The sequence below is a fragment of the Streptomyces sp. NPDC059355 genome (assembly GCF_042752335.1).
In the GTDB taxonomy this organism is placed as follows: domain Bacteria; phylum Actinomycetota; class Actinomycetes; order Streptomycetales; family Streptomycetaceae; genus Streptomyces.
Genome location: NZ_JBHYXN010000008.1, coordinates 161,298 through 175,377, shown reverse-complemented (window position 1 = coordinate 175,377; position 14,080 = coordinate 161,298). Strand labels below are relative to the sequence as shown.

At 67.1% G+C, this 14,080-nt stretch carries 11 protein-coding genes; all 11 read right to left on the bottom strand.

Annotated elements, in window-relative coordinates:
- Positions 1-9: 9 nt before the first annotated feature.
- Entirely contained in the window at positions 10-1,620 is a 1,611-nt protein-coding gene (locus ACFXGI_RS10800) for an alpha/beta hydrolase (protein ID WP_384705080.1), read from the bottom strand.
- Positions 1,621-1,732: 112 nt separating this feature from the next.
- A complete protein-coding gene (locus ACFXGI_RS10795; RefSeq protein WP_384705079.1) occupies positions 1,733-2,686 on the bottom strand; it encodes an Rv2578c family radical SAM protein in 954 nt (317 codons plus the stop codon).
- A gap of 840 nt (positions 2,687-3,526) precedes the next feature.
- Positions 3,527-4,372 carry a helix-turn-helix domain-containing protein gene (locus tag ACFXGI_RS10790; RefSeq protein WP_384705078.1) on the bottom strand — a complete coding sequence of 282 codons (846 nt, stop codon included), beginning with the start codon at positions 4,370-4,372 and terminating at the stop codon, positions 3,527-3,529.
- A gap of 3 nt (positions 4,373-4,375) precedes the next feature.
- Positions 4,376-4,900 (bottom strand): DUF6879 family protein, encoded by a 525-nt coding sequence (locus tag ACFXGI_RS10785; protein ID WP_384705077.1) that lies wholly within the window; start codon positions 4,898-4,900, stop codon positions 4,376-4,378.
- Positions 4,872-5,114 carry a hypothetical protein gene (locus tag ACFXGI_RS10780; RefSeq protein ID WP_384705076.1) on the bottom strand — a complete coding sequence of 81 codons (243 nt, stop codon included), beginning with the start codon at positions 5,112-5,114 and terminating at the stop codon, positions 4,872-4,874. Before ACFXGI_RS10780 ends, ACFXGI_RS10785 begins: the two co-directional genes overlap by 29 nt.
- Before the next feature lie 320 nt (positions 5,115-5,434).
- Positions 5,435-5,620 carry a hypothetical protein gene (locus tag ACFXGI_RS10775; protein WP_384705075.1) on the bottom strand — a complete coding sequence of 62 codons (186 nt, stop codon included), beginning with the start codon at positions 5,618-5,620 and terminating at the stop codon, positions 5,435-5,437.
- Positions 5,590-9,969 carry a peptidoglycan DD-metalloendopeptidase family protein gene (locus tag ACFXGI_RS10770; protein WP_384705074.1) on the bottom strand — a complete coding sequence of 1,460 codons (4,380 nt, stop codon included), beginning with the start codon at positions 9,967-9,969 and terminating at the stop codon, positions 5,590-5,592. Before ACFXGI_RS10770 ends, ACFXGI_RS10775 begins: the two co-directional genes overlap by 31 nt.
- A gap of 317 nt (positions 9,970-10,286) precedes the next feature.
- Positions 10,287-10,430 (bottom strand): hypothetical protein, encoded by a 144-nt coding sequence (locus ACFXGI_RS10765; protein ID WP_384705073.1) that lies wholly within the window; start codon positions 10,428-10,430, stop codon positions 10,287-10,289.
- Positions 10,431-10,921: 491 nt separating this feature from the next.
- Positions 10,922-11,533: a bifunctional DNA primase/polymerase gene (locus tag ACFXGI_RS10760; RefSeq protein WP_384705072.1), complete on the bottom strand. Its 612-nt coding sequence runs from the start codon at positions 11,531-11,533 to the stop codon at positions 10,922-10,924.
- Positions 11,534-12,450: 917 nt separating this feature from the next.
- Positions 12,451-12,615, bottom strand: coding sequence for a hypothetical protein (locus ACFXGI_RS10755; protein WP_384705071.1), 165 nt, complete (start codon positions 12,613-12,615; stop codon positions 12,451-12,453).
- Between the two features lie 355 nt (positions 12,616-12,970).
- Positions 12,971-13,816 (bottom strand): hypothetical protein, encoded by an 846-nt coding sequence (locus ACFXGI_RS10750; protein ID WP_384705070.1) that lies wholly within the window; start codon positions 13,814-13,816, stop codon positions 12,971-12,973.
- Positions 13,817-14,080 lie beyond the last annotated feature (264 nt).

Here is a 14,080-nt window from a genome sequence, read left to right as displayed (position 1 = left end):
ATCCGATGCCTACCCGCGGAAGCCCAGGAGGCCGTGGAGGGCCGTGCCGCCGGCGGTCGGGGGGACCGCGCGGGTGGACGTGGTGGGCTTCGGGGCCGGCGGGGCGGGGCAGGTCGCGTCCGAGGCCTGGCCGCTCCGCAGGTACGCCGCCACCTTCTCGTCCAGGCACTTGTTGCCGCTGAGCGCGACCCCGTGGTTGCCGCCGCCCTCCTCGACCACCAGCGCCGAGCCCTTCAGCTTCCCCTTCATGCTCAGCGCCCCCTCGAACGGGGTCGCCGCGTCCTCCGTCGCCTGGAGCAGCAGGGCCGGCGGGAGGTCGGCGTTGGTCACGTCCGGCGCCGCGAGCGGCTCCGTCCGCCAGAAGGCGCACGGGGCGTTGTACCAGGCGTTGTTCCAGGTCATGAACGGGGCCTTCGCGTGGGTGCGCCACATGTCCGCACGCCACTGGTTCCAGTCCTTCGGCCAGGCCGAGTCCCGGCACTGCACCGCCGTGTACACGCTGTAGCTGTTGCCCGCGGAGGGCTCCACCGCCCCGAACCGCTCGTACGCCGCCACCAGGGGCTTGGGGTCCTTCGCCACCTCGTACGCGGAGAAGGCCTCGGCGAGGACCGGCCAGTAGCCGTTGTAGTAGCCGCCCGGCATGTACGTGTCCTCCAGCTCCGCCGGGCCCACCTTCCCGCCCGCCGGGGTCCCGCGCAGGGCGTCGCGCATCGCGTACCAGCGCTCCTCGACCCCCGCCGGGTCGGTGCCCAGCCCGTACTTGTCGTCGTACTGGGCCACCCAGGCCAGGAAGGACTTGTGGCGGGCGTCGAACGCCTGGTCCTGGGCCAGGTTGTCCTCGTACCAGACCCCGCCCGGGTCGACCACGGAGTCCAGGACGAGGCGGTGCACCCGGTCCGGGTGGAGCTTGGCGTACACCGCGCCCAGGTAGGTCCCGTACGAGTAGCCGAAGTAGCTGACCTTCGCCGCGCCGAGGGCCCCGCGCAGCACCTCGATGTCGTGGGCGGCCGAGACGGTGCCGATGTACGGGAGCACGTCCGCGTGCCTGGTCTGGCAGGACTCGGCGAAGGACTTCACCCGGTCCAGGTTGGCCCGCTCGGTCTGCGCGTCGAGCGGTACGGAGTCCGGGCGCACGGGGGCGAAGTGGCCGGGCCCGCAGTCCAGGGCGGGCTCGCTCTTGCCGACGCCCCGGGGGTCGAAGCCGATGACGTCGTACTGGGCGGCCACGTCCTTGGGCAGCGCTGAGGCGATGAACCCGGCCAGGCTCCGGCCGCTGCCGCCGGGCCCGCCGGGGTTGACGAGCAGCGGGCCCTGCGAGGTGGCGGCGGTGTGCGGGACCCGGGTCAGGGCCAGCGAGATCTGCCGGCCGGCCGGGTGGTCGTGGTCGAGCGGAACCTTGAGGGAGGCGCACTGCAGCGTCGGATAGCGCGGGGTCGCACAGCCGGTCCAGCGCAGCGCGGCGGGCAAGGCGGCCGGCGCCGCGGCCGCCGGCGCGGCACCCGCCGGGCTCGTGACGACGGCGGCCACGGTCGCGGTGGCGACCGACAGCAGGACGGCGGCGCGCTTCGTCAGCGGGCCGCGCTTCTTCGCGGGGGTCGCAGGGTACGCGGGGTGGAGCATGGGGCCTCCCAGCCGAGGGTTCTGGGCGGAATCGTCCCGGAAACCGCGCCCGGAAGGCGGGATTGGGCCGCTGATTGGCCCGATGTGATGAGCCTTCAGGGGCCGTACGAGGTCACAGGAGGCTGAGCTGGACCGGCTCGGCGGGCGCCGGACCGGCCGGGCGTTCGGGTACGGGGATCCGGCGGGCCGCGCCCCGCCGGGAGGGTCCGATGCCGAATTCGGCGGCGAGCTCGTGGACTTGCCGGGTGATCTGGCGCTGGTACCAGGTGGGTGCGTACGAGCCGCCCGCGTACATCCGCTCGTACCGTTCGACGAGGTGGGGGTGGCGTGCTGCCAGCCACGCCGTGAACCACTCGCGGGCGCCCGGCCGCAGATGGAGTACCAGGGGTGTCACGGAGGTCGCCCCGGACTCGGCGACGGCCCGGACGGTGGCGCGCAGCTGCTCGGGGGAGTCCCCGAGGAAGGGGATGACGGGGGCCATCAGCACCCCGCACTCGATGCCGGCGTCGGTGAGGGCCCGTACGGCGGCCAGCCGGGCGGCGGGGGAGGGGGTGCCGGGCTCGACGGTGCGCCACAGGTCGGTGTCGGTGAAGCCGACGGAGACGGAGATGCCGACGTCGGCGACCGCGGCGGCCTGCCGCAGGAGCGGGAGGTCGCGCAGGATCAGCGTCCCCTTGGTCAGGATGGAGAAGGGGTTGGCCCGATCGAGCAGGGCCTCGATGATCCCGGGCATCAGCCGGTAGCGGCCCTCGGCGCGCTGGTAGCAGTCGACGTTGGTCCCCATGGCGATGTGTGCGCCGGCCCACCGGCTCGAGGCGAGTTCGCGGCGCAGCAGCTCGGGGGCGTTGGTCTTGACGACGATCTGCGAGTCGAAACCGATGCCGGTGTCGAGGTCGAGGTAGCCGTGGGTCTTGCGGGCGAAGCAGTACACGCAGGCGTGGCTGCACCCGCGGTACGGGTTGACCGTCCATTCGAACGGCATGCGCGAGGCGCCGGGCACCCGGTTGAGGACCGAGCGGGCGCGGACCTCGTGGAAGGTCATCCCGCGGAACTCCGGGGTGTCCAAGTTGCCACTATAAGCATGTCACAAGAAAGCCCCCGCCGCTCCGAAGAACGGCGGGGGCCCCCGGGGGCGCCAACCTCACCAGTTGTGCCCCTGCCGCGCGCCTGTGTCGTGACCAACGGCTGGCGCGCGGGTCTGAGGGTTACTCGCCTACCCGCTCCACTAGCGCCACGTCCTCGTACCTCCGCGCGAACGTCGGGTGCCCGGTCTTACCTGTGTGCGCCATGCAGTCGACGTCAATGGACGCGACGTCAGCGGTGGGGCTGGCGGACCAGTCGCAGTCTCCGGAGAGGCACCGCGCGGAAACCGTGGGCTCGCCCTCAGGGTGGCTGATGATGCGGTGCTGCACGAAACGTAGGACGGTGCTCATACTGCGCCTCTCCCTCCCCGCCTGCGTCGGTGCGGATGGTTGCGCAGCTCTGCGTTGACCTGTGCAACCGTGCGTACGTCTTGGGCCGCATGAGCCTCGCCACGCTCGACGGCTAACGCTGTGCAGACCCGGCACTCAGGTGCCGGCTTCGGCCACGTCGCCCGATCGCTCGCGCCGAGGCCGCCCCTCATCGGTGGCCCCGCGCGGTGTGGCGGCGGATCAATACGTTGGCGTCGCTGACGACGGTTCCGCGGAGGGGTCCGACGGCTGTCTTTCGCTGGCGATCCCAGCTGACGCACTTCACACAGGTCGGGGGAGCCGCCGGCCATACAGGCATGAAGAGCCGGGCTACTTCCCGCTGTGCGGGCTCATTGATGGACGTCGCCACTGCGTACCTCCGCTGTCGTCTTGCAGACGACGTTATGGAGGGAACGGAGGCACGTTCCACGAAGTTCTATCGGGTTCTACGCGACTTAGGACGGCTCCGGTATTGCTCCCGCGATGATCCGGTAAGCCTCAGGCCCGAACACAGCGGCACGCATCATCTCAAGGTGCGCGTCGACGTACTGCGCCACTTCTGACGGTGTTGAGATCGTCAGCGCAGCCGTGAGGAGCTCGACGAACACCTTCTCGTCGTCGTACACCGTGAACGTCTCCAGCGGCCACCTGACCACTGTGCCGGCAGGAATGACGCCGAGGGACACGGCCGGGTATCGAGCAGCGTCTAGGAGGTGGAGAAGCTGTTCGGCCATGACGTCGGAGCCCCCAATGTGGCGTCGAAGTGCCGCCTCCTCCAGGACGAAAACGAACGTCCGACCCCCTTCGTGAATGATCTTTGAGCGCTCGACGCGCGTGTCCGCGGCAGCCTCAGAGTCGTCGGGGATGCGTTTCGTACGGGCGATGTTGGCGAGGAGCGCAGCAGCGTAGGCGCGCGTCTGAAGCATGCCGGGCACGAGTGTGGAGCTATACACCCTCATGTGCTGTGTCTCGCGGTGGACAGCCCCGCGGGCAACCTGCATGGACCGCAGACCACGGCGGTTTCTCCGGCGCCAATCTGAGTACATGGAGTCAGCCGTACGGGCTTCCTCGATGACGTCGGCCGCCTGGTCCTCGGCACCGCAGACTCGGGCCCACGTTCGGATGTCCTCCGTCGACGGAGGCGTAACCGCATTCTGAAGCCGGGACACCTTCGACTTCTGCCATCCGGTGCGCTCCACGATGTCCTGCCCCGTCAGCCCTGCATCTAGGCGGAGGTCACGGAGGCGCCTAGCGACACGTTGCCGCGCCTCTTCAATGCGGGCTGACGGAGCCTTGGACATGGTTCAGAGCTCGTACTCAGAGTGCGGGGTGGCGCGCTCCCATACGGCGTTGAACGCCGTCAGGCAGCGGTCTACGGCTTCGGGGTCGTAGACCATCTGTCCCCCGACGTGCCGGCCGTCGCCATCGAACAGCCCGTACTTCAGAGCGTAGTTGTCGAAGATCCACACATCGTTACCGGGTAGCAAGAGGTCCGATGCGCGGCTCCGGGGAAGCCAGCGGACCTCTTCACCCGCCGCGAGATTCTTCACGGTTCCGGCGTGCTCGAACCGGATGTACTCCGATACGGGCTCCGAGACGACTCGCGCCCTTCGTACCTGAACACCCCGGCTCACGCCGTCGGCAACGGTCTGATGGAAGCCCGACCACCAGGACGACCGGTCACTGAAGTCCCGGGATCCGCCCCGCTTCCACTCAGCGAAAGCGCTGTCCTCCGACTCAACGCCGTAGACGTCGCGCATCTCCAGGTGGAGCGCGTGATGTGACGTCTTGGCCAGGAGCTCAGCGAACGTCGGGATGCTCGTTGGCACGGATCGCCTCCTTCAGCAGCTCCGTCATGCGTGCGGGGAGTCGGATTACGGCCTCGTTCGGCGCGATGGGACCGAACTTCTCACACTCTGTGATGGTCCCCTCGTCCGCGACCCAGCCCTGAAGGACGTAGTCCCCGGTCTGCTCGTCGACGAGGACAGTGGGGCAGTTCTCTTCCTCGGAATTCGGGTCCTTACCTACGTAGCGTAGCGACATGGCTGCTCCAAGGTCATTGAAGTTGCGCGGAGTTCTACAACCGTCACGCCTCCGGACCCGGCCGTCAAGAGCGCCTCAGATCCAACCCATTGCCGCCATACGCCGGCGCCAGGCCCGGCCGCACGACGGCTTGCAGTACCGCTTGACGCGGCCCGGTCCGGCCGTCTGCTGCACCTCCGCACCGCATGGGCACGTGACGGGGGCGTTCTTGATCGGCTGAGTGCAGTCCATGATCTCTCCAAGTCTCGGGGTGCCCGTGGAGGGCAGAGGGAAGCCCCCTCCACTGCGCGGTGGAGGGGGCCGGGTGTGCTTGATGTGCGTCAGATGCGACGGCCGACGTTGAGTTGGTCCGCCACACCTTCCGTGTGCACGGTGACCTCGTGCCTCACGATGTCCGTGATTTCACGATCACCGACGAATACGCGGTTCTCGACGACCACGTTCGGCGCGCCTCCGCCCGCGGGCGCCAGGCCCTTCAGGCTCGATGCCTGCCGTGCCATCGCCATGGAGTCGCGGTTGTTGTAGACCTGCGCCGGAGAGAGGAACCGGACGAGCTCCGGACCCTGCTCCCCCACCCACGCCAGCTCCCCGATGCCGGGGAACCCGCCCGCGGCGTAACCGCCGGGCGGTTGTACGCGCTGGGCAGCGAGCCATAGCGGGAGAGGGCGTAGCGCATGGAGCTGAAAACGTTGGCCAGGGGATCCGCTGAGACGCCGTACAGCTTCGGACCGACGTCACGCATGCCGCCGGCGTAAGCGTCGAAGGTCGGCTTGATCACCTGCATAAGGCCCACGCTCGGCGTTCCTGCCCGCGCGTTGGAGTCCCACAGGTTCACGGCCGTCGGGTTACCGCCGGACTCCTGGTCCATCCGACGCAGGGTGGTGTCCGCCAGGCTCGTTGGCTGACCGAGCAGCGCAAGCGAGTGCTGGACAACCGAGCGCCAACGCTCAACGCTCGCACCGCCCTTGCCCCCACCTCCGGAGAGGTAGGTCATGGGGTCAACCGCACGGCCATTGATCCGCGCCTCCAGGTGGAGGTGCGGACCGGTGACATTGCCGGTAGCGCCGACCTTGCCGATCGTTTCGCCCTGGCGGACGGTGCGACCAACCTGCGTCATGATCTCCGACAGGTGGGCGTACAGCGACGTCAGGCCGTTGCCGTGATTGATCATCACGTGGTTGCCGTACGGACCTCCGCCCGTCGCCATCGACACCTTGCCGCCGGCGACGGCACGGACGAGCATTCCTACGGCCGCGGGGAAGTCGAGACCCGTGTGCCGGCCAGACGACCACATGCCGCCGGCCTGACCGAACGACGTTCCCGTGGCAGCGTCGACGGGGCGGGACCAGAGTCCACCTTCGCCCCCGCCGAAGGAGAGCCACTCGACCGCCTTGGCCTTCAACCCTTCGAGCATCTTCACCGGCATCTTGCCGACGGCCTGCGCGAAGCGGTTAGAGGCCAGGGCCTTCAGCTTGTCCTTTACGCCGCCCGTCACCTCGTCGAAGAGCGCAGCGGGATCACTCAGTGCGTCCCAGCCGCCCTTCAAGGCCGATCCGACGCGCGAACCCTTGTCCTTCAGCCAGTCGACAATGCCGCCGTCCGCGTAGGCCGGCATGCCCGCCGAGATAGCACGCTGTACGCCGCTGACACCGCCGGAGCGGGCTGCGGCGTTCCATGCGTGGATCCGATCGGCGCCGATGGCGCGCGTCCACTCCGGGCGCATGATCGCCTCACCGCCACCGACGGCGATCAGGCGGTCGTCACGTCCAGGCGAATAGCCCGACGCAATACCGCCAGTGTGGAAGCCCTTGAATTCACTGAGCTTCTCCACCCCGGTAATTCCCGCGACTGCGTTCCACACGGGCAAGATGCCCTTGTTGTAGACGATGTTCGCGACGAATTCGACGGGGCCCTTCGTGATGTCCTTGATCTGATCCCAAGCCCGCTTGATGTTGTCCTTCGTCGACGAGAATCCGTCGGAGAGGGAATCCAGCAGTGAGCTCAGCCGATCAATGTGCGGCTTGACTCCCTCTCGGTAAAGCCATGCCGCCTTATCCCCGATCCACGAGAAGATGGGGCTGATGAAATTGTCCCAGAGCCAGCGCGCCGCCTTTCCGAGGGCGGACAGCTGATCCGCGAACCCTTGGAAGGCTGGCTTGATCCCATTCTCGTATAGCCAGACGGCCTTCTCGCCTATCCACCCGAAGACGGGGCCTAGCACCTTCTCCCAAAGCCACTGAGCTATCCAACCCAGCGCCTGAAACGCCAGGTAAAGCGGCGTGAGAACGCCCACGACAACGATGGTGAACAGGATTTTCGCGGCGGCCCAGATAAAGCTGAATGCTGGTCCGAGTGCATTTTCCCAGAGCCACATCGCTGCGACTCCGACACCCTTCAAGATCGTCCAGAGGCCGACGAACACGGGCTTCAGGACGTTATCCCAGAGGAAGAGCGTCGCGACCTTGATCCCGTTCCAGGCCACGTCAACGGCCGTGTGGAACCATCCGACGTTCTTGTACGCCCAGATGACGCCTGCGACGAGCAGCCCGACGATGATGACTACGGCTCGAATGATCGGGACGATTCCTGTCGCCCCCAGAGCGACGGCAAACCCCGACGTCGCTATCGTTCCGGCGATCATGACGGCCTCGTACACCATCATGGCCGCCGAGAACGCCACCATGCCGAGGGATATAGCCTTCGTTGCGAAGTAGATTCCCCACAGGGCGATCACAAATTCCGGGGCGTTCGTCGCGAGCCATGAAATAGCTCGGAATAGCGGGCCGACAACCTCGAACATGATCTGCGATGCTGGCGCGAGCGCGTGCGAGACGTCGAGCAGTGCGCCGAGCACATCGCCAAGGAATTCCGCGAGGGGCGGCGCATTTCGATTGACGTAGGCCAGGAACCGCTCGAAGTCCGGGGAGCCCTTGAGGCTCTTCCCCCACTTAGCGAACCGCTCAGTGATGGAATCCGACTTGGCCGCGATCCCATCCATGTGCGGGAGGAACGCGTCGACGATGCCCGCCATTCCGGCGATGACATTACCGAACGCCACTCCAAAACTGACGAGGGCCGGCTCTGCGGATTCCGAGATGTCACGCTTGAAGCTCGTCCAGAACGGTGTCTTCAGTTCGGCCGACGCCTTCCCCATGAGGACGTCGATTCCGCGGGCCGCGCCGAGGACGAGGTTCGTCAGCCCCGGCAGAGAGGCCTTCACGGCGTTGACGGCGCGCGTGAACAGAGGCACCGTCGCCGGCTGAAGCGACTTCTGCCACTCGGCATACGCACTCTTCAGACCCCGCGGTCCAGCGATGGACTCGAACAGCTCCCGCTGCACCGGAGACAGCTTCCGAAGAGCCTCTTCATACGCGTCGGTCTTCGACGTGATGCTGCCAGTCACCTTCGACGCGCTGAGCCGCGCTGACTCGATGCCCCGTTCCGCGGCAGTGATCTGCTCTGCCGCCTTCACATGCGCTTCGGCTACCGCCTGCTGTGCCTTCACCAGGGCCGCGGACTGATCCGCGGTCGCTCGCTGAGCGTCGGTGACCCGGTCCTGAGCCCGCCGCACGACTTCAGAGCCGTTGACGCCAGCCTTACGGGCCGCGTCAGCGGAGGCCTTCAGCTCCTTCTGCCGCTCGGTCTGGTCCCTCAGCCCCTGAACTGCCTCGTCGTAGGCCAGTTGCGCGCGTTCGCGCTGGATGTCTGTGGACTTCGAGTTGTCCAGCGTCGCGTCAAGTTCCTGCTGGGCTTCCTTGACTCGCAGCGTCGCGGACCGCTGATCCAAGGCAGAGCCGGCCAACTGGGCATCCAGTGCCCGGAGCTGCTGCTCTGCCGTGCGACGTGCCTGCGTCAGTTCCGCCTGCGCAGTGAGCTCCGCCCGCTGAGCGTCTGCGAGGGAGCGTTCCGCCCGTGTCACCTGATCCGTAGCTGTCGCGATGGTGGACGCGGCGCTGCGGCGCGCAGAGGCGAGCGTCTGCTGAGCGGCAGCCATCTGCAAGGCGCGCTGCTGCTCCTGGAGGCCGGCATTGATGCCCGCATTCGTCGCCTGCGTGCGCTCGTCCTGCGCCTGGGTCTGAGCCTGCATGGCCGACGTGACGCCCTTGATGGCGGGAATCGACGCGAGACCGAACGTCCCCAGCGCGGCGCCTGCCGCAGTTGCCATGGAGACCACGGCTCCGAGTCCTGCGGCCAGGACCGGGCCGACGGGGATGGCGGTGAGGGCTGCCGCTTGGATGGTCAGCCCAAGCAGAGCCGAGCGAGCGGCGCCCGCGTCGACGTCGACCCGCACCCGCGGCTCTGTCGCGTCCACAGCGGCGATCTCCGCCCGGATCTCCGCCAAAGCAGCACGGGCCGTCGCCGTATCCGCCCGCACGGCAATGTTGGCGTGCGAGGCTCCCAGCCGGCGAAGTTCGGCGTCTACCGCGATGATCTCGCGTTCAGCGTCGGCAGCATCGATGTCGATGCCGATTCGCTTGTTGGAAAGCACCTCCATGCGCGCTCGGAGACGAGCCAGCTCAGCATCGACGCCGGCATCGCCCAACCGGACATCTAGCTTGGGCATAGCCTTGAAAGCCGCCGTCAGTTTGGCGCGAATACTCCGCGCAAACGCCCCGCCAACGTCGCTTCCCTGTCGCGTTGCAGCCGTTTGGGCGGCGTTTCCGCCGCGCGTGATTGCGTTGGGGATCGCTATCACGATGTTGTTCGAGATAGCGTCGCCCATATGTTCCCCCGCTTCCCGACCTACGCGGTCGGCGATGGGGAGAACGAGGGCTTTCAGCCGCGAGTTGAAATTCGGGACGATGGGAACAACGTCGACAGCGACGCCACCCACGATGTCCAGATCACCGGCCATCAGTCATCTCCACTTCTGCGGGGTGCTCACGCAGGTTCAGGAGACGTGCAGCAACATGAAGCCACTCCGCCTCCCGCTCGACGGCAGGCGAAAACTCCGCCTCAGCCACGCAGACAGCCGCCTCGCACCACTGCTGGCAGAGCGCGGAGCAGTAGGCTCGCATCGTCAACCCGCCGCCCTCCGTCAGGACTGGCAGGGCCGTAAATCGGCACGTGGGCCGCAGACAGCGGCCGGCTTTCATCATGAGGGCCTCTCAGAGGGCATAGAAGAGGCCCCTAGCGACGTCGCTAGGGGCCTGATAGTGGCGAGCAGGCGCGTCAGGCCGACCAGTCGATGCCGATGGCGTCGACGACGCCCGTCGTGCACTCGCGTGCGTCGGGGGTGATCACCGTCTCCGGATCCGCGGCATTGCGCCGGCGTCGACGCGCCGGGTCCTTCGGGGCGGGGCCTCGTCCGGCCATGGAACCTCCTTCGCAGATACTTGACAAACGATCAACTGTGCGCCAACAGGCATGTGTTAGGATGAATCCGCAGGGGCGAGCTCACAAGCCCACCCTTGCCTCTCCTGGCGGGTTCACCCCCGGGAGCCCGCCAAAGGATCCGACGCTCTTCGGCGGCATGCCACCCAGACCTCACCGACATGAGTACTACTGTCGAGAACTGCGGTCCCCCACTCCAGGGGGACGATCCGTCGGACGCACTTCTCGGTTCAGACCACAGACATGTGGTCGGACCGAGTGTGCGCACCCGGTCCGACCCCTCTATGAAGGGCTAAAGGACCGGATGGATATCTACGGGCAGGCGGCGTTTTTCGTGGCGTCGGTCGGCGCTGGGGCATGGGTGTTGGTCGCTGCGCTTCGGAAGGTTCCCGCCGTCTGCAAGGAAGCAGAGCGAGCAGTTCGCGCAATCCGCTCGCTGCGAGACGAGATCCGGGGGCCCGACCCTAGTCGGGTCAACAAGTCGTCGTCAGCCGGCCAATGAGGGTGCTCACATCCGTAAGCAATGACGGGGCGTTGCCATGTCGGCGCCCCGTCATTGCGATGTAGCGGCCGGTCCCGTAGATCTCCACGGCCGTACCGTCGGGGCGTCGAATGCGGCGTCCCTGTCGGACGTACGCGCGGCCCCAGATATGCAGTCCGTCACCAGACGGGGACACCTCTACGTAGGTGGCGCCCGCGTCGCGAACGACGGCTGCGGCCCACGGCGCCAGGCGGCCCGTAAGCGGGTTCAAGCAGTGGTCCAGGTCGATACAGACGATGTCGTCCTCGTCGGAGAGGACGAACCCCAAACCGACGCCGGCCGACGAGGCGGCAGCGTCCGTGTGCGTGCTCCAGGTCCGCGGGTCCGTCGACGAGGCAGCCATGCCGGCGACCGTCAACGGGATCTTGTCCCCGGAGCGTCGAATCCACCTGTCGCGGGTTCGAAGCTCGTGAGGCGTGGCGTCCGCCTTCGCGGCGCGATGCGCCTTCGAGCGGCAACGCGTGTCACAGAAGCGCGCGTGCTGACGAGCCATCATCGGCAGGGGTGCGGCGCAGTGTTCGCACATCCGAGGCATCGTCTTCATGTGGTCCATCCTACCGGCCGCGAACGCTTTCTGTCCGCTGACCTGCAATGATTCATTGAAGTAGCTGACCGAGCTTCCGTATGCCCACCTCCCGTTCCGGGGGTCAAAACAGTCCAGCCGGCCCGGAATCGGCGCTCCAGCGGGCCCCTGCGGGCGCCTTGACGGCATCCCCCAGACCCGTACAGAACGCGACGACCAGCACCTTGACGGTCTTCAAGATTTTCGATCTTGGGGTTACCCCCTGGTAACGATCATGAAATTGGATCTTGGAACCGAGATCATTCGACTTAGTTGATCTTGGCTGTGAAGCCGGCGCGAGGCTCAGCTACCCGTAGACTGGCGGACAGCACCCACGCTCGCACTTGCCGAGACGACGTCGCCAATCCTCCGGTTGGCCGCTGAGACCAAGATGTCGTGTGCTTCCGGCCGCAGGGTATTCGCCGGCCGTTCCCCGCGCCCCATTGCACGGCAGCACCAATTCCGGGTCTAGCGACCCCAACGGACCGCCACGACGGCGGACATGGCGAGCGCGGCGCCGTGGTCATGGCCGGCCAGTAGCCTGCCTCGTTGGGGTAGTTGCGGCCACGCATCCTCCACGCAGGCGGCTGCCCTTCCTCTGTGGAGAACTTCAATGTGGGCTGTTCTAGAGCCAGTGGCGGTAAGCGCGCCCATGGTCCTGACATACATCGTCGGACTGTTGATGGTGGGCATCCTGACGGCGCTTGCCATTGCACTGCGACGCGCGCCCGCTCAGCACAGGCCGGAGATCATCCGCGCCTTGGCAGAGCTGATGCATTTCTGGCGTCGTAGGTAGGGCGTCGCCCCGGGCTCACACCCGGGGCAGCACGTCTAGCCCTGGCCGATCGAACTGATGTGGTCCAGACGGACCGTGTGCAGCTTCGTCGACACCGTGACGGTCAGTGCAGAGGGTACGGATTCGTCGTATATGGCCCATTGGGGGCTGCCATGACGTACGCCAGCGTCCCCGTCAGCGACTGTCCGCCGATCAGGTTCACTACGACTGTGGTCCCGTGCAGCGCGAGCGCGGTGTTCTTGATGCTCTGTACGTACTCGGTGATCATCCTGTTCAGCGCTCCATTTGGTAGGTAGGTACCGCGTATGGATTGCGGCCCTCGGCCGGCACCGGCTTTCGCTCCGGCCGCTGCCCGTCCTCGTCGAGCCCGTGACGCTCGCGGTACGCGGCGGCGCCAGCAGCCATGGATCCGCGGGCACCACTGCTGCCTACGTCGACCCCTCGCGGACCCCCGACGCGCGGTGCAGAAGGAGGGGGCGGGGCGAACTGCGCCAGGACCGCAACGGCGTCTGCGGCGAGCTCCTCCGGCGTTTCTCCGCGCAGCCAGCTGCACTGTGCGGGCGTCAGGCCGTTGGCAGTGCCGGCTTCAAGCTGGGCGGGTGTTGGTTCGTTCACGATGATTCCTATCGGAGGGCAATTACGGGGGTGTGCTCAGCGCCGGTCAGCGCAGGCGCGGGCGGCGGGGAAATCTGCGTGACGTGTGGGCTGTAGTCGACTACGGAGTCATCCGGCGTGCCGGCGTCGACGATGTCCTCCGCCTCCAACTCCTCGAAGCTGGTCGGCACCCATACGTTCGGAAGGTCCGAGATATAGACGAGGTAGGGCACGGTGTACTGTCCCGACGTCATGGCGTGAAGGACGTCGTCAGGAACGCTGCCCGGCGTAATGCCCGCTGCCTCGAAGTGGCCCTTCAGGCGGAGTGTTTGGAGCCTGTGGCCGTCGCCGAGCCCCTTCAGGATCTCGAACTGCGCCGCGCGAATGTTCCGCAGCGTCCCGAGCATCGACGTCAGCAGCCGCCACGCGTCGGGAGCATTGCCGCCCGCAGCGATGGCCTCTTCCGCGGACCGCGCGCCCTTCAGATCTGCGGCAGGCTTCTTCACTTCCGCCAGGAACTCCTTCAGCCGCTTCCCCAGCGCCTCAAGGGCCGTCTCCGCGCCGTCGGAGATACGCAGGTACTCCAGGTGGCCCCGGATGCTCGTAATGCCTACCTGGAGCCCCATGGCCTCCGACGATGCCTCCAGGGCATCGCGGTAGGCGTCCGCGCCACGCTTACCGATGTGGTCGGGGAAGTCTGCGCCGTCCCGCAGCGCTGCCGTCGCGTCGTCAAACACCTTGCGCCGCGCAGCGTCAGGGCTCTGGACGTTCCCCAGCGTCTTCAGGCGCTCCTCCAGCTTTCGGAGCTGCGTCTCCGCGTGGACGACGTCAGGGACGACGCTCCACGCTGCGCGGAACTCAGGATTGTTGTTCATGGTGCCTCTCTCAGAAAATGAGTCAGCCCCCGCCAAACGGCAGGGGCTCGGGAAGGGGTCTGCGTGGGCGCCTAAACGGCGTTCCGCTGGGGCGAGTCCCGGAACATCTCCGCCCGCGCGATACGCGCCTGGCGCCTGCGTTCTAGGACGTCGGCCGACGTGCGGGCGTAGTTCTCGCGCGCGATCGCTGCGCGGCAGTCGCGGCACCTGGCGGAGAGGCCCTGGCGCCCCATGACGTCGCGGCCAAAGAAACGGATGTCCCGC

Excerpts from the sequence above, each read along its gene's own strand:
- ACFXGI_RS10800 (WP_384705080.1), bottom strand. The coding sequence starts at position 1,620 with ATGCTCCACCCCGCGTACCCTGCGACCCCCGCGAAGAAGCGCGGCCCG.
- ACFXGI_RS10760 (WP_384705072.1), bottom strand. The coding sequence starts at position 11,533 with ATGAAGACGATGCCTCGGATGTGCGAACACTGCGCCGCACCCCTGCCG.
- ACFXGI_RS10775 (WP_384705075.1), bottom strand. The coding sequence starts at position 5,620 with ATGGCGATGGCACGGCAGGCATCGAGCCTGAAGGGCCTGGCGCCCGCG.
- ACFXGI_RS10765 (WP_384705073.1), bottom strand. The coding sequence starts at position 10,430 with ATGGCCGGACGAGGCCCCGCCCCGAAGGACCCGGCGCGTCGACGCCGG.
- ACFXGI_RS10790 (WP_384705078.1), bottom strand. The coding sequence starts at position 4,372 with ATGTCCAAGGCTCCGTCAGCCCGCATTGAAGAGGCGCGGCAACGTGTC.
- ACFXGI_RS10780 (WP_384705076.1), bottom strand. The coding sequence starts at position 5,114 with ATGTCGCTACGCTACGTAGGTAAGGACCCGAATTCCGAGGAAGAGAAC.
- ACFXGI_RS10755 (WP_384705071.1), bottom strand. The coding sequence starts at position 12,615 with ATGATCACCGAGTACGTACAGAGCATCAAGAACACCGCGCTCGCGCTG.
- ACFXGI_RS10770 (WP_384705074.1), bottom strand. The coding sequence starts at position 9,969 with ATGGCCGGTGATCTGGACATCGTGGGTGGCGTCGCTGTCGACGTTGTT.
- ACFXGI_RS10750 (WP_384705070.1), bottom strand. The coding sequence starts at position 13,816 with ATGAACAACAATCCTGAGTTCCGCGCAGCGTGGAGCGTCGTCCCTGAC.